At 36.2% G+C, this 20,326-nt stretch carries 20 protein-coding genes and 1 pseudogene; 16 read left to right on the top strand and 5 right to left on the bottom strand.

What is annotated here, in order from left to right:
• The first annotated feature begins 29 nt into the window (after nt 1–29).
• From TY03_RS13270 to TY03_RS13235, 8 genes and pseudogenes are all read left to right on the top strand, one after another.
• Nucleotides 30–1,577 carry a type I restriction-modification system subunit M gene (locus TY03_RS13270; RefSeq protein ID WP_042370807.1) on the top strand — a complete coding sequence of 516 codons (1,548 nt, stop codon included), beginning with the start codon at nt 30–32 and terminating at the stop codon, nt 1,575–1,577.
• Nucleotides 1,574–2,737 (top strand): restriction endonuclease subunit S, encoded by a 1,164-nt coding sequence (locus TY03_RS22215; RefSeq protein WP_081713105.1) that lies wholly within the window; start codon nt 1,574–1,576, stop codon nt 2,735–2,737. Before TY03_RS13270 ends, TY03_RS22215 begins: the two co-directional genes overlap by 4 nt.
• Nucleotides 2,722–3,924: an AAA family ATPase gene (locus tag TY03_RS13260; protein WP_042370805.1), complete on the top strand. Its 1,203-nt coding sequence runs from the start codon at nt 2,722–2,724 to the stop codon at nt 3,922–3,924. Before TY03_RS22215 ends, TY03_RS13260 begins: the two co-directional genes overlap by 16 nt.
• Entirely contained in the window at nt 3,924–7,028 is a 3,105-nt protein-coding gene (locus TY03_RS13255; protein WP_042370803.1) for a type I restriction endonuclease subunit R, read from the top strand. The genes TY03_RS13260 and TY03_RS13255 overlap by 1 nt, the downstream gene beginning before the upstream one ends.
• 153 nt (nt 7,029–7,181) lie before the next feature.
• Complete coding sequence (locus tag TY03_RS13250; RefSeq protein ID WP_042370801.1) at nt 7,182–9,059, top strand: hypothetical protein; 1,878 nt, start codon at nt 7,182–7,184, stop codon at nt 9,057–9,059.
• A gap of 158 nt (nt 9,060–9,217) precedes the next feature.
• On the top strand, nt 9,218–9,847 hold the full coding sequence (locus tag TY03_RS13245) for a hypothetical protein (protein ID WP_042371360.1): 630 nt from the start codon (nt 9,218–9,220) through the stop codon (nt 9,845–9,847).
• A 2-nt stretch (nt 9,848–9,849) separates the two neighbouring features.
• Complete coding sequence (locus TY03_RS13240; RefSeq protein ID WP_042370798.1) at nt 9,850–10,692, top strand: BRO-N domain-containing protein; 843 nt, start codon at nt 9,850–9,852, stop codon at nt 10,690–10,692.
• 195 nt (nt 10,693–10,887) lie between these two features.
• Nucleotides 10,888–11,154: pseudogene (locus TY03_RS13235) on the top strand (tyrosine-type recombinase/integrase); the annotation flags it as partial.
• A gap of 63 nt (nt 11,155–11,217) precedes the next feature.
• Here the strand turns inward: TY03_RS13235 and TY03_RS13230 are convergent.
• From TY03_RS13230 to TY03_RS13215, 4 genes are all read right to left on the bottom strand, one after another.
• Entirely contained in the window at nt 11,218–11,520 is a 303-nt protein-coding gene (locus tag TY03_RS13230) for a helix-turn-helix domain-containing protein (protein ID WP_042370793.1), read from the bottom strand.
• A 6-nt stretch (nt 11,521–11,526) separates the two neighbouring features.
• Complete coding sequence (locus TY03_RS13225; protein ID WP_042370791.1) at nt 11,527–11,823, bottom strand: MerR family transcriptional regulator; 297 nt, start codon at nt 11,821–11,823, stop codon at nt 11,527–11,529.
• Between the two features lie 74 nt (nt 11,824–11,897).
• Complete coding sequence (locus tag TY03_RS13220; protein WP_042370788.1) at nt 11,898–12,191, bottom strand: DUF3876 domain-containing protein; 294 nt, start codon at nt 12,189–12,191, stop codon at nt 11,898–11,900.
• Nucleotides 12,178–12,492, bottom strand: a complete 315-nt coding sequence (locus TY03_RS13215; RefSeq protein WP_042370786.1) for a helix-turn-helix domain-containing protein — start codon at nt 12,490–12,492, stop codon at nt 12,178–12,180. The genes TY03_RS13220 and TY03_RS13215 overlap by 14 nt, the downstream gene beginning before the upstream one ends.
• Before the next feature lie 442 nt (nt 12,493–12,934).
• Between TY03_RS13215 and TY03_RS13210 the strand changes: the two genes are divergently transcribed.
• A complete protein-coding gene (locus TY03_RS13210; protein ID WP_222860404.1) occupies nt 12,935–13,495 on the top strand; it encodes a hypothetical protein in 561 nt (186 codons plus the stop codon).
• 727 nt (nt 13,496–14,222) lie between these two features.
• Nucleotides 14,223–14,681, top strand: coding sequence for a hypothetical protein (locus TY03_RS13205; RefSeq protein ID WP_042370782.1), 459 nt, complete (start codon nt 14,223–14,225; stop codon nt 14,679–14,681).
• Nucleotides 14,682–14,898: 217 nt separating this feature from the next.
• Here the strand turns inward: TY03_RS13205 and TY03_RS13200 are convergent, their stop codons facing one another.
• On the bottom strand, nt 14,899–15,675 hold the full coding sequence (locus tag TY03_RS13200; protein ID WP_042370780.1) for a hypothetical protein: 777 nt from the start codon (nt 15,673–15,675) through the stop codon (nt 14,899–14,901).
• A 569-nt stretch (nt 15,676–16,244) separates the two neighbouring features.
• On the opposite strand from TY03_RS13200, the gene TY03_RS13195 reads away from it, so the two are divergent.
• From TY03_RS13195 to TY03_RS13170, 6 genes are all read left to right on the top strand, one after another.
• The gene (locus TY03_RS13195; protein WP_042370778.1) at nt 16,245–16,847 is read left to right on the top strand and encodes a Crp/Fnr family transcriptional regulator; all 603 of its coding nucleotides are present in this window, start codon (nt 16,245–16,247) and stop codon (nt 16,845–16,847) included.
• A gap of 58 nt (nt 16,848–16,905) precedes the next feature.
• Nucleotides 16,906–18,162: an aminotransferase class I/II-fold pyridoxal phosphate-dependent enzyme gene (locus tag TY03_RS13190; protein WP_042370777.1), complete on the top strand. Its 1,257-nt coding sequence runs from the start codon at nt 16,906–16,908 to the stop codon at nt 18,160–18,162.
• 161 nt (nt 18,163–18,323) lie between these two features.
• Nucleotides 18,324–18,569, top strand: coding sequence for a hypothetical protein (locus TY03_RS13185; protein ID WP_042370774.1), 246 nt, complete (start codon nt 18,324–18,326; stop codon nt 18,567–18,569).
• Nucleotides 18,553–18,975: a hypothetical protein gene (locus tag TY03_RS22900; RefSeq protein WP_042370773.1), complete on the top strand. Its 423-nt coding sequence runs from the start codon at nt 18,553–18,555 to the stop codon at nt 18,973–18,975. The genes TY03_RS13185 and TY03_RS22900 overlap by 17 nt, the downstream gene beginning before the upstream one ends.
• A 146-nt stretch (nt 18,976–19,121) precedes the next feature.
• Nucleotides 19,122–19,454, top strand: coding sequence for a helix-turn-helix domain-containing protein (locus TY03_RS13175; protein ID WP_042370771.1), 333 nt, complete (start codon nt 19,122–19,124; stop codon nt 19,452–19,454).
• Nucleotides 19,455–19,738: 284 nt separating this feature from the next.
• Nucleotides 19,739–20,323: a BfmA/BtgA family mobilization protein gene (locus tag TY03_RS13170; RefSeq protein ID WP_042370769.1), complete on the top strand. Its 585-nt coding sequence runs from the start codon at nt 19,739–19,741 to the stop codon at nt 20,321–20,323.
• Nucleotides 20,324–20,326 lie beyond the last annotated feature (3 nt).

Here is a 20,326-nt window from a genome sequence, read left to right as displayed (position 1 = left end):
TACTTATTGAACACTAAAAAATCGGAAAAATGACAAGTACAATACAAAGAGCTGAATTGCAAAATAAGATATGGAAAATAGCCAACGAGGTACGTGGCGCTGTTGATGGATGGGATTTCAAACAGTTTGTGCTGGGAGCACTTTTCTATCGTTTTATAAGCGAAAATTTCACGAAATACATTGAAGGTGGCGACGATAGCGTTGACTACGCTAACTTAGCGGATAGTGTAATAACGCCAGAGATTAAAGATGATGCCATTAAAACAAAAGGATATTTCATCTTACCGAGTCAACTTTTTGTGAACGTTGCAGCAAACGCTAATACAAATCCGAATCTTAATACAGATCTCAAAAAGATTTTCGATGAGATTGAGAGTTCCGCAAACGGCTATCCGTCCGAAGAAGATATTAAGGGATTGTTTGCCGATTTTGACACGACCAGTACACGATTGGGCAATACCGTTGAAAATAAAAATAGTCGCTTAGCAGCAGTATTGAAAGGCGTGGAGGAGCTGAATTTTGGAGATTTCGAAGACAACCAGATAGACCTATTTGGCGATGCCTATGAATTTCTTATTTCTAACTATGCCGCTAATGCAGGGAAGTCGGGAGGTGAGTTCTTTACACCTCAGCACGTTTCCAAACTTATTGCGCAGCTTGCTATGCACAAGCAGACAAGAGTAAACAAGATTTACGACCCTGCTGCAGGCTCAGGCTCGTTGCTTTTGCAAGCAAAAAAACACTTTGATAATCATATCATTGAAGAGGGTTTCTTTGGTCAGGAGATTAACCACACCACCTATAACCTTGCTCGTATGAATATGTTTTTGCATAATATCAACTACGACAAGTTTAATATAGCACTCGGTGATACGCTTAGAGATCCCCACTTTGGTGACGACAAACCTTTTGATGCCATTGTTTCTAATCCGCCATATTCTGTAAATTGGATTGGCTCGGACGACCCTACGCTGATTAACGATGACCGTTTTGCCCCTGCAGGTGTGCTTGCACCTAAGTCAAAGGCAGACTTTGCCTTTGTGCTGCACGCCCTAAGTTATCTTTCGGGTAAAGGGAGGGCAGCTATTGTCTGTTTCCCCGGCATCTTCTATCGTGGAGGTGCAGAGCAGAAAATTAGAAAATACTTGGTAGACAATAACTTTGTCGAAACTGTAATTTCATTAGCTCCGAACTTGTTCTATGGAACTTCGATAGCTGTAAATATCTTGGTTCTTGCCAAAAATAAGAGAGATTCCAAAACGCAGTTTATAGATGCAAGCGGTGAAGAGTTTTTCAAAAAGGTAACTAATAACAATCTTCTTGAAGACAAGCATATTGAGAGGATTATGGAAATTTTCGACCGCAAAGAAGATGTTGAATATACAGCAAAATCGGTAGACAACAAACTGATTGCCGAAAACGATTACAACCTTTCTGTTAGTTCCTATGTGGAACAAAAGGATAATCGTGAAAAAGTGGATATTACGGAGTTGAATGCAGAAATTTCAAAAACCGTGGCGAAGATAAACACTCTTCGTGCTGAGATTGATGCTATTTTAAAGGAGATTGAGGCATGAGTTATTTAGATAAATTAATTCAGCAGTTTTGCCCTAATGGGGTAAAATACGATAAATTACTGTCTGTTTCTGATGTGATTTATGGATATCCTTGTGATGCATCACTATTTAATAATGATGGAAAAGGAAAACCTTTGGCTCGCATTAGAGATGTTCTAAGTGGAACATCTGACACTTTTACAACTCAAAATATTCCTGACAAATATGTATTATCTCTGGGAGATTTGCTTGTGGGAATGGATGGTAATTTTCATGTTGGTAATTGGAAGACAAACGGGGGTATACTTTGTCAACGTGTTTGTAAATTTTATTCCAATGATAATGAAAAGACTATCTGTAATGGATATTTATCTCATCTGTTGAAAATTGTAATAAAAAAAATAGAACAGGGCAAGCAAACTGGAACAGTAAGACACCTGCTAGATAAAGACATTCAGGCAATATCAATCCCAATCCCACCTATCGAAATTCAAAAAGAGATAGTTCGTATATTAGATACTTTTACGGAGCTTACAGCGGAGCTTACAGCGGAGCTTACAGCTCGCAAAAAGCAGTATAACTACTATCGTGACCAGTTGTTAAGTTTTGAAGCTGGCGAAGTGGAATGGAAGCCGTTGGGCGAAGTTCTCGGAATTAACCGTGGTAGAAGATTAATTAAAAGTCAATTAAAGGAAACTGGGGAATATGCAGTTTTCCAAAATTGTATGATTCCTCTTGGTTATTATCATGAAAGCAATGTAAATGCTAATACTACATTTATTATAAGTGCTGGTTCTGCTGGCGAAATAGGTTATAGTAGTGTTAATTTTTGGGCGGCAGATGATGTTTATTATTTCACAACCCCAGAAAATTTTAATAGTAAGTTTTTATACTACTTCCTATTAACTCAACAGCAGAAAATAACAGGTCAAGTTCGACGCTCAAGCGTACCTCGTCTATCAAAAACAGCATTTGAAAAAATGCCTACTCCTATTCCTTCCCTCGAAGAGCAAGAACGCATAGTTGCAATTCTCGACAAATTCGACACCCTCACAACTTCAATAAGTGAAGGTCTGCCAAAAGAGATTGAACTACGCCAAAAACAGTATGAATACTACCGAGATATGTTACTAACATTTCCAACCGATAACAATAGAGGCATAATATGGGACAGACATTAACAGAAATAGCACGAGCCCTTAAAGACGCTAATAAAAAAGTGCAGTTAATCTACGCCTTTAATGGCACAGGTAAAACACGTTTGTCACGTGAGTTTAAAGAGTTGGTAGCCCCCAAAGATGACGGCAAAGAAGAACCCGAAGAGAAGGAGTCCGCAGGTAAAATCATTTACTATAATGCCTTTACTGAAGATTTGTTCTATTGGGATAATGATTTAGATAAAGATTCAGATAGAAAACTAAAAATACAATCAAACAAATTTACAGATTGGGTGCTTCGTGTTCAAGGGCAAGGAAACAACATAATAACTCACTTTCAGCGTTACACAAATGACAAGCTTACGCCTCGCTTTAACGAACAGTACATCATAAAGGACAAAGAAGGTCAGAATATTATCGTGAAGGCATATTCTGAAGTCACCTTCTCTATTGAGGGTGGTAATGAGGAAAAGATTGAGAATATAAAGATTTCAAAAGGTGAAGAAAGTTGCCTAATATGGTGTCTATTTTATAGTCTGCTTGAAGAGGTTATTGATAATCTTAATGTCCCTGAAGCCGCAGAACGAGACACTGACCGATTTGATGACTTGGAATATGTTTTTATTGACGACCCAGTAAGTTCATTAGATGATAATCACCTAATTGAATTGGCTGTAAATATTGCGGAGTTAATAAAATCAAGTAAGTCAGATTTGAAATTTATTATAACAACGCATAATCCATTATTTTATAATGTTCTTTTTAATGAATTCAATAATGCAGATTCACGCTATGGCTACAAAGTAAAGCACGGAATAAAAAGGCGTATAGAAAAACTGAATGATGGCACGTTTTTACTTGAAGATTCCAAAGACTCTCCTTTTTCTTATCATCTTTCCCTTTTGTCTGAATTAGAAAAAGCAGCACAATCAGGAGATGTTAAAAAATATCATTTCAACTTTCTCCGTAATGTCCTAGAAAAAACATCTACATTTCTCGGTTATAAGAAGTGGGATGAGCTCTTGCCAGAAGATTCACGTAGTGCATATTACAAACGAATACTTGATCTCTCAAGTCACTCCAAACATAGCGGAGAAGAAAGTTCAATAGTTAAAGATGATGACAAACGAGTTTTAAGCTATTTACTACCTGAAATCAAGAAAACTTGCGGTTTTAAACAAGGTGATAACAATAACGTAAACGAACAATAATGAGACCATATAAAACCATAGCAGAATCCAAAAACTTCATAGTTCTGGATGATTATGCCAAGTACTCAATGGTGTGTGAAGCTCCTGTTGGTTATCAAACGGAGTTCGCCCTCGAACGAGAACTCATACAAGACCTAATCAGCCAAGGCTATGAAAATCCCACGATAAAGAGCGCAGAGGCGATGCTTGCCAATGCAAGAATACAGCTTCAGGAGCTTAATAATATGGTATTCAGTGATGGCGAATGGGCTCGTTATGTGGAGGAGTATTTGGACAAACCAAGTGACAACCTCGTTGAAAAAACAAGGAAAATACACGACAACTATATCTACGACTTTGTTTTTGACGATGGGCATATCCAAAACATCTACTTAGTTGATAAACAAGATGTTACTCGTAATAAATTGCAGGTAATATCGCAATTTGAGCAAATGGGAACGCACGCCAATCGTTACGACGTTACCATATTGGTCAATGGGTTGCCATTTGTTCAAATTGAGCTGAAAAAGCGTGGCGTAGCTATCCGTGAAGCCTTTAACCAAGTGCATCGCTACACGAAGGAGAGTTTTAACAAAGAAAACTCTCTATTTAAGTACCTGCAAATCTTTGTTATCTCGAACGGAACAGATAGCCGATACTTTGCAAATACCACAGAGCGAAATAAAAACAGCTTCGACTTTACGATGAACTGGGCGAAAGCCGACAACACGCTAATCAAAGACCTCAAAGACTTTACAGCAACATTCTTCGAAAAAAGAACACTTTTGAATGTGCTTCTAACTTATTCGGTTTTCGATACAAGCGACACGCTGCTCATCATGAGACCCTATCAGATTGCAGCAACCGAAAGAATACTATGGAAAATCAAAAGCTCCTTTCAGGCAAAGCAATGGTCTAAGCCTGAAGGTGGTGGATATATATGGCACACCACAGGGTCGGGTAAAACCCTCACCAGCTTCAAAGCGGCTCGATTAGCGACACAGCTTGACTTTATCGACAAGGTGTTCTTTGTGGTGGATCGCAAGGATCTCGACTTTCAGACGATGAAGGAGTATCAACGATTCTCGCCCGACAGCGTGAATGGCTCGGATAGCACGGCAGGGCTAAAAAGGAACCTCGAAAGAGACGATAACAAGATTATAGTCACCACCATTCAGAAGTTAAACAACTTGATGAAGGGTGAAGGTGAACTGTCAATATACCAAAAACAGGTAGTATTCATCTTTGACGAATGCCACCGTTCACAATTTGGTGAGGCTCAAAAGCTCTTAAGGAAGAAGTTTAAACGATACTATCAATTCGGATTCACCGGAACGCCGATATTTACCGAAAATGCTTTGGGGGATGAGACAACCGCAAGTGTATTTGGACGTGAATTGCACTCGTATGTCATCACCGATGCAATCAGAGATGAAAAGGTATTAAAGTTTAAAGTTGATTACAACGATGTACGTCCTAAATTCAAGGGAATAGAAAAAGAGCAAGATGAAGAAAAGCTAAGTTCGGCAGAGTATAAGAAAGCGATGCTTCACCCTGCTCGTATAAAAGAGATATCGCAATATATTTTGCAGAATTTTAGAATCAAAACCCACCGAAACCAAGGAGGTGGCAAAGGATTTAATGCAATGTTTGCCGTAAGTAGTGTTGATGCCGCAAAATGCTATTATGAGGAGCTGAACCATCTGCAAAAGGATAGTGAAAAACCTCTCAAGATTGCGACCATCTTCTCTTTTGCCGCCAATGAAGAGCAAAATGCAATAGGCACAATACCAGATGAGACCTTTGAGCCTACGGCAATGGATCTTAGTGCCAAAGAGTTTTTAACGAAAGCTATTGACGATTATAACAAAATGTTCAAAACGAGTTTTGGCGTTGATAGCAAAGAATTTCAAAACTACTACCGAGACCTTGCCAAACGGGTAAAGAGCAAAGAGGTTGATATTATCATTGTTGTGGGTATGTTCCTCACGGGGTTTGATGCACCTACACTCAACACGCTATTTGTGGATAAAAACCTGCGTTATCATGGACTGATGCAGGCATTCTCTCGCACCAACCGAATTTATGATGCTACCAAAACTTTTGGTAACATCGTTACTTTTAGAGATTTGGAAGCTGCTACCATTGAGGCTATTCGAACATTCGGGGATAGTAGTACAAGAAATGTAGTGCTTGAAAAAAGCTACAAAGAGTATCTGGAGGGTTTTACGGATATTGTCACAGGTGAAGCACGCAGAGGTTATATCGAAGTTGTAAAGGAGTTAAACGAGAAGTTCCCGACACCGGAAGCGATAGTCACTGAGAGCGATAAAAAGGAGTTCTCAAAACTATTTGGTGAGTACCTGCGTGTAGAAAACATCCTGCAAAACTACGATGAATTTACACACCTTAAAGCTCTTCAAGCAATAGACATAAACGATCCTAAAGCCATTGAAGCGTTTAAAGAGGCTCATTTTGTAACAGATGAGGATATAGCCACAATGCAAGCTATTGAGGTACTACCTGATCGTACAATCCAAGATTACAGATCTACCTATAATGATATTCGTGACTGGTTAAGACAGGAACGTAGCGGTAAAGAATCAGAAGAGTCAAAAATCGACTGGGATGATGTAGTCTTTGAGGTTGACCTGCTTAAATCACAAGAGATAAACCTTGAGTATATTATCGAATTGATTTTTGAGCATAACAAAAAGACCAAAGACAAAGCTTCGTTAATAGAGGAAATTCGCAGGGTTATCCGTGCAAGTATTGGTAATAGAGCAAAAGAGAGCTTGGTGGTTGATTTCATCAACGAAACAGACCTTAATACCATTGAGGACAAAGCGAATATAATAGACTCATTCTATGAATATGCAAGGCAAATACTAAAGAAAGAGGCGGAACAGTTAATTGCAGAAGAAAATTTAAATAAGGCAGAGGCAAAGCGTTACATAACAGCTTCTTTAAAACGTGAATTTGCAAGTGAGAACGGTACGGAGCTCAACGCCATCTTGCCGAAAATGAGCCCTTTGAATCCTCAATATCTGACAAAAAAACAGAGTGTTTTTCAAAAGATTGTCGCTTTTGTCGAGAAGTTTAAACGTATAGGTGAGCAGATTTGAGTATGTCTAATTTAGCAAATGTTATTGTTTCCGATTCACCTCTAGCCGAGTAACAAGACATAGTCAGCTAGTGAGTTAGATCGTAACAACAACTACGACATCAAATATCACATGGGTTCTAAATTAGATAATGATAACAAATAAAAAACTACGATGAGAAATAATATTTTAGCTTCTATTGCACTATTTCAAGACTTATATGATAATGGAAATCAAGACATATTTTCAGTTATTGCTGAATTTGTAAAAGCAACAATACATAACAACAATCTTCACGCATTTAATATTACTAGCCTCCGCATACTAATCAAGACGGATTTTGAAATTGATGTTCCAGAAGGAGTACTAAAGACTGTATTAAAAAAAAGGTTATCACAGGAGGTTTCAAAAGATAGAGACAATACATATAATGCTATGCCATTAAGTATTATTGTAGAGCAATTTAAAGAGAATCAAAAAGCGCAAACAACTAAATATGAATTTGTATTTGATAAGTTATTAGAATTTTATCGCCTGAATAAAGGTTTAAGAATGACTGTCGAACAAGAAGAAGAGTTCAAATCTAATTTCGCAGACTTTTTATTATCAACCCAAAAGGAGCAAGGCGATTGCTTATTTTCACGTTTTATTATTGAAAATGAATCTGATGAAAATTTTATTGATTGTTTGAATGAAATTCGTGATGGGTATATAATACTGCATGGCATTAAGGATATTACTGATTCAACAGACTTAAATACCATTGGCAGCTGGGATAGTAAACTTACAATCTATCTAGACACAGAACATCTTTTTAGCTTTTATGGCTATAATGGAGAATTGTTTAAAGAGGTATTTGATGACTTTATATCATTAGTAAAAGAAGCTAATAAAAGAACTAAATATATTGAACTAAAGTATTTTGAGGAAACAAAAAATACAATGGATGGCTATTTTTATGTTGCAACTCAAATTAAAGATGGGAAAATACGCCCGTACGCCCAAACCGCAATGAATACAATTCTTCGGAAATGCTTAGAAAAAAGTGACGTTATTGCTGAGAAGGGGCGTTTCTTTTCATTTTTGAAATCAAATGATATTGTTTATGATGACAGAGCAGGCTATGTGTCAGAGATGTCTGGAAATCTTCAAACCAATGAGAATATAACTGCGATACTTAAGGATAGTCTTGATAAAGATTTAACATTCGAGGAAGAAACGATATCAAAATACCTAAGAATGTTTTCAATAATCAACAATCGAAGAAATACAAATAGCAAAACGAGTTTTGAAAAATCTAAGTGTATTTTGATGACGGCAAATAGTGTCGCATCTTTTGTTGCTTGGCATCCCCTAATTAAAAATGAAAATGAGTTTAGTTTGTCTTCAGATATTGATTTTATTACCGCTAAACTCTGGTTCAAGTTACATAAAGGATTAATAAATGGGAAGAAACCGATATCATTCAATGTGATGACAAAGACAAAATTAGTTATTAATTCTATGTTATATAAATCTGCTTCAATTAAGTATGATGAATTATCCAAACGAAATTATAGTAAAGATGAGGAAATTTCCGTATTTAATGCCATTCGAGAGCATGAAATTCTTCCTGAGAATATTACCTCAGAAAACATTGGGGATATTATAGATTTCATTAATATAAAAAGTGTTGATGATCTTAGAAGAGAAACTTCTTTTCTAAAAGAAAAGGTAAGGCAGGGCGAGGAGTATGCAGCTGAACTAAAAAAGATAAAATTTAACTCACGAAAAAGTGAAAAAAATAAGATAAAGCATAAATATACAACTCTCAAATACTTGATGTATACACTGATATCTATTGTCGCTTTAGGGTTGTCTTGGATTGTATATTATGTGGTAAGTACAATAACAACTCCTTCAGACTCTCCTTTAGCTATCATAAGTGCATTATTCACGGTAATAGTTGTCCCGTTGTTGACAGCAATTCCTCGTTTTAGAAAAATGGCACTAAAATATATCAAAAAAAAGAAGTATTGTTTCTTCAGAACAAAATTAAAGACTCTTGTTTAATTGATAAATGATTGATAGTTATTCAAAAATAGCTTTTCTTACCTCTCGTACCATCTCTTCGAAGTTGGTGCAGAGATACTATGACTGGGCAACTGAGCATAAATTTCTCTATCCACTATATTAACAAGCAAAAGCTGACAATAAAAGATAACACTCTTATGACCAAATTACAAAAACTATACAGCACAATCCAGAGCCTAAAAGAGTTAGGTTTAGAGTTAGGAGATGACCTCCTAAAACAAACATCGGATTTGGAGCAAGAGATCATCAAAAAAGAGATTTTGCCCGTTGTATCTGAGAAGATTGAGCCGATAATCAGTCAAATTCAACGAGAGTTAGTATTGGTCGTTGATTATGTGCCGAATGAGCCATTGAGTGTGCGTATCTCTCGTAAGCGTAATTTTACCGACCAAATGGAGACAATCGAGATTATCCCTGACCCTAAAGTGGATCATAATATTGGGACGATCAAACGAAACTCCACGACCAAGAGTGCAAAAACAAACCTACGCGTTACCTTACCAAACGGCAAAGTGATAGAAAACCGCTTTGCTTACGAAACACTGCAAGAAGTCGTAATGTTGGCAGGCGTGGAGAAGGTGCGATCTCTCGGTATCATACAATGTGGAGTGCCTCTTATCTCGAATACGCAGGACAACTTTTACAATCAAAAAGAGATTGCTAAAGGAATGTTTCTTATTACTCATAGTTCAACCGGACAAAAACGGCAGCAGATAGAAAAAATTTCCGACGCGTTGGATCTTAATCTAAAAGTAGAAATAGTATAGCCATGCCACAACAAAATAAAATACAACTATTTGAACAGAAACAAGTCCGCACTCTTTGGGATGAGGATGCCGAAAAATGGTATTTCTCTATTGTGGATGTCGTCGGGATATTAACCAATAGTGTCGATCCCACTGCATATTGGCGCAAGCTAAAGCAACGCCTTAAAGAGGAGGGAAATGAAACCGTGACGAATTGTCACGGTTTGAAAATGCGTGCTGTGGATGGTAAAATGCGTATGACTGATGTTGCTGATACAGAGCAACTATTTCGTCTAATTCAATCTATTCCATCTCCAAAAGCAGAGCCTTTCAAGCAATGGATGGCGCAAGTAGCAAGTGAGCGTTTAGACCAGATGCAAGATCCTGAACTCTCGATTGAACAAGCTATGACTGATTATCGTAGGCTTGGATATTCAGAAAATTGGATCAATCAACGTATAAAGACTATTGAGATTCGCAAGGAGCTAACCGATGAATGGAAACGTTGCGGATTAGAGGAGGGAGTGCAATTTGCCACGCTTACGGATATAATTTACAAAACTTGGAGCGACCACACGGCAAAGGAGTATAAACGATTGAAGAATCTCAAAAAGGAGAACCTTAGAGATAATATGACCAATCGTGAGTTGGTACTTAATATGCTCGCAGAGCTTACAACCAAAGGTCTTTCTGAGAATAGCGATCCTCAAACAATGCAACAGCACGCAGAGGTAGCGATAAAAGGTGCAACGGTAGCTCGTAACGCACGTCTTGAAATGGAAGAGGTGCTCGGCGAAAAAGTGGTCACTTCACTCAATGCCAAATCAATACAAAAAAGTATTGAGGATAAAAACGAAAGCGAGTAAATCAAATATATGGGTGGATTTCTTGTAAATTCATCCATTTTTTATATCTTTGTCTTCACGAGCAAGGAACGCTACTAGCAACAAATAGGCTACGCAACCAAAAGCAATAAGCAGAATACACCACGTTGCAAATCCGTTAGCACTTCACCCTAAGCTCTATTGTAAATATCTGAATTACAAAAACATATAACGAATCCTGTTATATGCAATCAAAAGCTAAACAGTTACTTGAAAGAAATTGCTGATTTATGCGGTATTAAGAAGAACCTAACCACGCATACCGGACGACACACATTTTCGACTGTTGTTGCTTTAGCCAATAATGTATCATTGGAAAATGTAGCAAAGATGCTCGGTCATACCAATACAAAAATGACACAACGATATGCCAAAGTATTGGATCAAAGTATCCTTCGGGATATGCAGAATGTACGGGAGAATTTCTCAACAAAAACCACCTAAAGATAGAAACGGCTACCTGTTCCAATCGGGCGGTAGCCGTTTTTCCGTATTTGCTATTAAAAGCTAAAGAGAATAATCTTCTATATCATAAGCTGAACAAAGCCTATCTTCCAGTACTTTCCTAATATCCGATTCACGGAATAGCACTTTGCCCGGTAGTTGAATAAAGGCGAAGACACCGCCATCCCGATAATACTGCAAAGTTCTACGGCTGATTTTTAGAATAGAACACAGTTCTTCACTTGTCAGATATCGTTCTCCTTCAAATGCTGGCTTACTATTTCTCAAAGCGTACGCTATATGAGCTAGAGCCTTATCCAATGACAGCAACAATTCTCTACTATCTTCATTCGTGTATAAATCCATAAGCAATTATTTTTTAGTGGCTATTTTGATTATATCTGAATCAAGTAGCTTTTGTACTTCGGCTACTTTATAATAGACTTTCTTTCCGATAGTCGAAAAGGAGAGTTTACCCCTCTCCCTTAAAGTTTGTAGGCTTCGTAGAGAAATATTCAAAGAAATTGCTAATGTTTTACCATCTATCCACTCATTTTCAATACAGATATTGTTATAAGGAGACAGGCAACCATCTGCCAATGATGCAATTTGTTCCAGTTTCTTTCTAAAAGAATCAAAGGAATCTCTTTCTATTGCTACTATATCCATATATAAATTACATCAATCATTGCTAAATTTTCAATTCTTTATACTCTGAAGTAAGTTTCGGACGAACTGTCTGATTAGCTGCGCAGATAGTCACCCAATGATGAAATGCTAAGTACATCTTTTGCCGGATCATAATCTACATAGAGCCATTTGGACGCAGCAGCAATAAAATACTGGCTACCATCTTGCTGTATCTCATAAGTAGCAGGCGAAGCCTGTCTTGTGGTTTCCGACACATATATAATAGAAAAAAGATATGTTTTATCGTTCCGGTAGATGATAACCGTAGGGTTCAGATTAATACTTTCCCATGTATCGACAATGGAAAACAGATTGAAAGACGGATAATTCTCTTTAGTTCTTTTCATAAGGCTTGATTTGTTTGGGTGACTGATTTTGTATTTCGCTGTCTACTATAATTTTTTCAATATCAGAAGATTTATAATAAATCTTGCTACCAATTTGAGAATACGCCAGTCTTCCGCTACTCCGATAGTATGCCAACGTTCGCTTGCTAAAGCCTAATAACAGGCATACCTCTTGACTATCTAGCCCGTTTTCTACTTTCTGTATATGAGTACTACACAAACTTTCCATCCGTTTGGCAAACTCTGTGAACCGTTCGCAGATATACAAAAAGGTTCTTTTTTCAATGGTTACCACTTCCATACTTTTAATTTTAAATAGTTTATAAAACGTGTTGATTCTATTTTCATAGGCAAATGAAAGAAGAATCAAGAACCATTTTCAAAAGTGTCCGATAGTGGTATGAAAAGACTGCTTATGGCAAAATGACACATGAACAATTTATTGCTCATAATACTCTTGCAACTCAACCATCAAAATGAATCCAGGTTAATTAATGACGACAAGCTAAATAGATAAAAGGTAGGATTGCAGAGAAGGTCAGTTTTATATGATACATTTGTAGCATATTCAATTAATCATTACTAAAAAAAGAAATCATGAAAAAGATTAAAGTGTTTTTCACACATGGTTTATGACCTGTGTATTAAGCGTATCGATGACAGTTATTTCTTGTAGTTCTGATGAACCACAACAGCAGAATGTAGTAAATACCAAAACAACGTTCGGAACACGAAGTATTTCTATGGAAATTCAGAATGAAATCAATGCCTTTGAGAAATCGTATATTGAACAGTTTTCGGTAAATAATCCTAATCAAGTGGGTGTGTTTGGTTATAAAACCATGATTCTGGCAGAGAAGAATAAAGATGTTGTAAAATGGGTATTTAAACATCATAAGAAGGAAATAGAGGCACAGAGAGGAACCTTCATTGCTTCTGATTTTTCTTTTTATCGGATATATTTCCCCTTACACACTGCAATTGTAAATCTCTCTGGCCAAGAATACAGCGCAAATGAAAAAGGAATTGTGCAATTACCCGTTCAGCTTTCGAGAGTGAGTATAAGTGATTTATCTGTGACAGGCAGAATTAAAAGTAATAAAGTAACAGGATGTGCGAGCAATATTATCACTGATAATAAAATAATATTAAAAGACGAATTATTGCCAGCACAACTACGGGAAAACACCTTCATATTTGACATGGGATTAATAGATTGTTGTAAGTCTGGTCAAATGAGAAGTACACCGTGTACACAGAATCATGGTTCCTATGCTAACTGTAGTGATGCGTTTGGCATATAGGGAGATAATTGTGTAACTCGTAGAGACGTGTGTATGGACTTTAACGGATGGGGATCTGACTGCGTTAAGGGTCCAAAAACTTATTTTCTTGGAAGTGACTGCCAAAAAGCTATGTTGCAGGGACACTGCTGGAATGAAATTATGTAAACGGAAGAAATATGTTAGATTTTCATATATTATTTATAGGAGATATAATATTCGTTAGCTTACTAACGTCAATCTATTTCCTATACTCATATATCAAGAAATTAAAAACAGATAAGACTATTAAATATATTCTATTGTTTATATTCTCATTCTATTGGTTATTCTTTATTTTAGGCATAAAGTTTACCACCTATGAATTGAAAAATATTGCAGGAGTTTGTATTATTCCACTATTCCTCACATATTACTTACTAATACCTATACAAAAAAAAGCAATACGATAAAGATTCTATTGCTTATTCTGATAGCCTATTTAGTGTTTTGGAGTGTATTATTGACTCTACATTTTCATAGTAATATGTAATATTATATGGTACGATTAGTAACCTTGAACTAATAGTAGGTATCGAAACGGATTGAGCGGAAACACATTTATATTGCAGCATATATTATCAGGCTAATCGAATGAAAGCTCCCATTTTTTAGCCAATGTGCTCGAAAGCCCTCTATAAAGAACTATATTTGAAAGAACAATTTTAGATTTTAATAAGACAGCAACGTTTTTAAATTATTAATCAATATGAGAATACTAAAAACAATTATTCATACACTTATTTTTACAATATTTACAAGCTGTGTGGAGAGAAACGGATATTACGAACCGGGGCAGAAAGCTATCATCGAGAACCTCACTTTTAACAAAAGGTGGGAAAGGAGTTATCATGCCAAGTTAGATAATGGAAAAGAGTTTGATGTTCATGAATTCTGGATATTTAATGACAACGCGAGTGGCTCTTATAAAACAATAACAACATATGATAATGGGGAAAAAGAAGAGATAGTTACCTACTTCCGCTGGACATTTACGACTCCTAATTTTAACGTTATCTACATGGATTACGGATTGTATTGGGAAATTAAAAAGTTGACAAAAGAAGACTTGTTTGTTTATGAAACACATAGAGATCCTATAACAGTACCTGGTCAGCAATACAGAGATTACAGAGAATACCATTCAGTTCAAATAGCGAGCCCTTAAAGTAGATGTTTATCCAATACACAGCAAGTGGGTTTATTGACACTTTACTTATTATCACGTATAGTTCGAACCACCTATTCAAAACAATGGAATACACTTGGGTGAAAAAAGGAGCATGTTAGGATATATTAATTGAAAAAAGTTCACTATAAAGAATACGAGACTCAGTTATGAATCTCGTATTTCCATTTATATACATTCTGCGCAGTGGCTATTCTTAATCATAAAACTCCAACACAATACTTCCATTTGAAGGATTTTGAGGTGCGTGCTGTATTCCTCTAAACTCCCAGAATATTTGCGTAGAGCTACTTGTCGCTGTCCATACAAAATTATAAGTCTCAATTATAGTTGTTCCGGACATTAATATCGACTTAGAATTATCCCCGCCGACTCCACCGTTGGGAGATTTACCAGCGTCTGTATCACATAGAACTTCAAAGAAATAATAATAATTACCAGTCATATTAATTCTGACTGATGAAGTTATTTGTCTTCCAGCATAAAAAGATTGCCGCTGTTCAGTATTGTACAAAAGATTTAAACGCCCATAATTGCTTCTAGATACTCTCGTTGACAATTCATTCGTTTTTTCTATTTTAAAGGAAGCATTATCATTGAGATTTCTCACCCAAGTTTCTCCGTAAATGCTGTAAACTATTTGTGCTACATCTGATCGTTTGGCAGCAGTTTCTAATTGAGAGTTCAATATCTTCAAATCACTTTCATATCTTGCTCTATTCACAGGGTTTACCAATTGTAACTCCTCCCAATCTTTATTGGTTACATAAGCCATTGGGGAGTTTTTCTTATTTTCATTGATGTAATACTCACCAATTGTTTTATTAATATCAACAAATTTCGCCAAAATCCGGGCGTCAGTCTGATAGTCTCTTGAAGCCAGCGAAGCTTCATCGATCTTTGTATCATTTGAACACGAAGCAACAGATAAAACAGCCAAAAACAAGGCTGCAAAGAAGAACAACTTTTTCATAAGCAGATATATTTAAGTTTTGTTGTAGAATTTATTTAGCAATAAGTCATTTACTTATCATCTGTTGCCCTACAACTTGACAACACTTAGCTATTGATATATCGATTATAATATATGTGACAAAGTTAAACCAGCGATTGCTTACAATCAATGAACCTGAGACAACTAATGATACGTACGATGATAAAAAACAAACTAATTCCTCATTTATCTACAAATAAATGTTCGTGAGAACAATGATATCACAAGAGAACAGTGTTATATGTGTATTTTTTCCACAGCTGCCACCTAAAAACGCCACACTTTCCACATGATTATCTAAATTACTATTTATGACAAATGGGCTATATTGATCTTTAGCGGCAGACAAATTCACTATCGGCTATAAAACAAACTATTGGCATAAGTTTTGCTGCTTGTTTAGTAACGAAAGTTTTGAGGCTATTAGCCAAACCTAACGTCTAAATATAGACATATGCAATGAGGGGCATATTAGAAATGATATGTTTCTGAGCTATCATCCTTTTTCAAATTCTGATATAAATACATGAAATAAAAATGATTCGCTTATGTGTAATACAATCGCAAACCTTATAGAGGCTTCGGTGAATATAGAAGACAATCTCAATCATGGCTTACGTCTTACCGCTGAAGAAGAACAGTTTTTTAATGAGCATTTCCAAAGATATGAAATGAAGAAAAACACTTTCCTTATTCAAGAGGGCAAGAAAGAGAGGTACCTTTACTTTATAGAAAAAGGTATTATGCGATACTGGACTACAAATATAAAGTTAAGAGAAATCACGTTCTGGTTTTCTTTTAGTAATGAGTTTGCTAACTCTTATTTATCTTTGATGCACGACAATCCTTCGGCCTTTAATATACAGGCATTATGTAACTCTGTCGTTTGGCGAATAAATACAGAAGACTTATCAACAATATACGAAGGCTCTTTAAACACAAATAGGATTGCTCGGATTGTTTTGGAGGATGTGTTTACGCGTAAAATAGAACGAGAAATTAGCCTTCTCAAACTGTCTCCTGAGGATAGATATAAAGAATTAATCAAATACCACAAAGAGTTAATATTCACAATTCCATTGAAATACCTAGCATCTTATATTGGTATAACCCCTCAAGCCTTAAGCCGTATTCGAAAACGAATTTATTAACTAAGGTTCATTGACTTAGGTTGGATAAACTGATAATTTTGCCATATATAAAAACACTATGACTGAATTTGATGGAAAAACACTTAAGGACTTTGAGTATAAAGGAGAGCCTCTTTTAGAACGAGCCAAAACGATAGATAACTACATTGTCTATCGCCATAACATATGCCATTTACCCTATCGTATCATAACATGTTCCGGATCTAGAGCAGAAATGGAAATCCAAAATCCATATTCGCAAAAAAAGGAAAATGTCATTAGTTTTGTTTCAAATGACTATTTGGGATTATCACATCACAACAAAGTGATTGAAGCGGGTATTGATGCAATCAGACAATTTGGATGTGGTGCTGGTGCTTCCCCTCTTATTGGAGGACATCATTATTTACACGAAGCCCTTGAAAAAAAGATAGCCCATTTCCTAAATAATGAGTATGCCATCAGCTATACTTCGGGCTATGCGGCTAATTGCAGCACAATCTGTGCATTATTAGGGGAGGATGATGTTGCCATATTGGATATGTTTACCCATGCGAGTGTTATGGATGGGTGCCATTGCACAAATCGGAAAATATTTCTACATAACAATATTGAATCTTTGCTGCGTGCATTACGTGCATCAATGGATTTTAAAAATCGCTTGGTTGTCATTGACGGTGTCTATTCACAAGACGGTGACATTGCATACATTGACAAGATTTACGAAGTTTGCAAAGAATACGGGGCTTATTTGATGATAGACGATGCACATGGCATCGGTGTCTTAGGAAAAACAGGTCGAGGAGTAATCGAAGATTTTGGACTGCTAAATAAGGTTGATATAATAACCGGTACATTCAGTAAAGCCTTTGGGAATGTAGGAGGCTATACAATTGCCCGAAAGGAGGTTATAACCCTACTTCGCTATTATTCAAGACATAATATTTTCTCGGCAGCAGCGACACCACAAGTTGCCGCATCCACTATCAAAGCAATCGAGATTATTGATGAAGAACCTGATATTCGAGAAAGGCTACTTAAAAACATCCAATATTTCAGAGAGAGCCTGAATACTTTACATATAGACTACGGTATTTCTCAATCAGCGATATTTCCTCTTATGATTCGAGATGAATATAAAGTAAATGAAGCTGCTAAAATATTACTAGAGAATGGTGTGTACGTTAATCCGATTTCCTATCCAGCTGTGCCCAGAAAACAATCTAGAATACGATTAAGCCTTACAGCCATGCATACAAAAGAGAATATTGATCAGGCACTTAATCAAATTGAATTTGTCTACAACAAGTTAAACTTACGGCGTAAGACTTCATAGATAATATAGCAACGCAATTTTAGAAAGATGAAAAAAGGGATGTATCCATGTCACAATATGGATGCTTTTCTATGCAATGCATCTGTGGGAAAAGGTGTAAATAAATAGATAAAAAATTCAAGATTATATGAATTAATTATTTACCATCTAAATTTATGCCTATGAATGATTTATTAAAAATGAAGTTTTTTATATTATTATCCAAAACTTCTCTTACAGCAATTAACGCGGAAATACAAGATGCTTATGAAGATTTTATTAAGTATATTGTAGCAACTGGTAATTCCAAAGATTTCTCTTCTTCTTTTCGGGTACTTAATTTTATTCGCATTGAATGTATATTCATAAAAGAATCATATCAATACAAGCGGGAAAAAAAACACGCTCAAAATGCTCTTTATACATAAAGCATTAACCGCAATTGATACAGAATTGGAATTAATAAAATTGAAAATACATTCTCCAGAGTTATTCTCATTGCCACTTTCCCAACCTCACCAATCTTCTTTATCAATTATACCTAGGTTTCAGAATCTTGGTATTATGGGCATGACCGAACTTCTTTCAGCACTTATGTTATTAGGAGGAATAACCGACAAGACAGGTAAAGCTCCTACAACTATTGCTTTTTCCGAAGTGTTTGAACAGACTTTCGGATTTAGTTTTAATAGTATCTATGATAGGCAGGGAGAGCTTTTTAAACGTAAGCCTTATAATCTAACTAAAACACTGGATGCATTAAAGACTGCTCTTATTAAAGAGTACAAAAAACGTAAGTCTGATATTCAGAAAAGCAAAGATGAAAAAAGATGATTCTACAATTATCTTATAAATAGTCATTTACACTTAACACATAGAGGGGTCAATACCAGACTCCTCTATGTTTATTTCTCTATTCTGCTGAACTTTGCTTCATCAATCGATTGAAAACAATAATGTTCAACTTAAAATGAAGCAAAATGTATATAGACAATGAAAACTTCGATAAATGGATGGAGAAGCTATCGAAAAAGCTCTCCGAAATCGGGCAAGACTTGAGATCCCTAGTCAATACCAATAATGTATTAGACAAAAACGAAAAATTACTCGACAATCAGGATTTAGCGTTTCTACTAAAAGTATCCTACCGAACGCTACAACGCTATCGGACAAATGGCAAGCTCCCCTATTTCATGATAGGTCATAAAACTTACTATCGATCATCTGACATTCGGGCATTTGTTCAAGAGAAGGCTGACTATCAAACTTACAAAAGGTTTGAAAAGGATAATCAGTTTACGAATCAATCCTGACAGTAAAAAGCAGCAAGAGAAAGAAGTATGTGTATAGATTACTTTTCTGTGCTGCCACCACGATTAAGCAGAAACTGCTTCACCTATCGGATCAGCTTGTTTCGCTAAATCGAGCAAGAGGGAACTGGACAAGTCCTGTTCTTCCCTCTTGCCCTGCGGGGCAAAGCCTTCGGCTTTAGCGTGTTACAAGAACACGCTGTAATGACACCTGTAATAAGCATTTCCTTTTTAATACTTATTATCAGGCATTTATCTATTCATATTTCTATAAAAAAGTAATTACTATGCCAAACAGCAATCGAAAAACGATATTCACTACCATTTCCATTGACAAGGAAACGGCAGCTTTGGTAGAGAAGATATGCAAACGCTATTCACTGAAAAAGAGTGAAGTTGTAAAACTGGCGTTCGGATATATAGACAGGGCACATATCAACCCATCCGAAGCCCCTGAATCGGTAAAATCGGAACTGGCGAAAATAAATAAGAGACAGGATGATATTATCCGCTTTATCCGTCACTATGAGGAAGAACAACTGAATCCGATGATACGGGCTACAAATTCTATCGCTTTACGCTTCGATGCTATCGGTAAAACTTTAGAAACTCTTATTCTCTCTCAACTGGGAGCCAGCCAAGAGAGACAAACAGCCGTACTCAAAAAGTTAAGTGAACAGTTTTGTAATCATGCCGATGTGATAAACAACCAATCCAAACAGATTAATGCACTTTACCAGATACATCAACGGGATTATAAAAAGTTGCTTCACCTGATACAACTCTATTCGGAACTTTCTGCTTGTGGAGTGATGGATAGCAAAAGGAAAGAGAATCTGAAAACCGAAATCAGCAACTTGATAAATATATAATCC

The sequence above is a fragment of the Bacteroides neonati genome, from assembly GCF_000499785.1.
Taxonomy (GTDB): domain Bacteria; phylum Bacteroidota; class Bacteroidia; order Bacteroidales; family Bacteroidaceae; genus Bacteroides; species Bacteroides neonati.
This window is presented reverse-complemented; position numbering and strand designations above follow the sequence as displayed.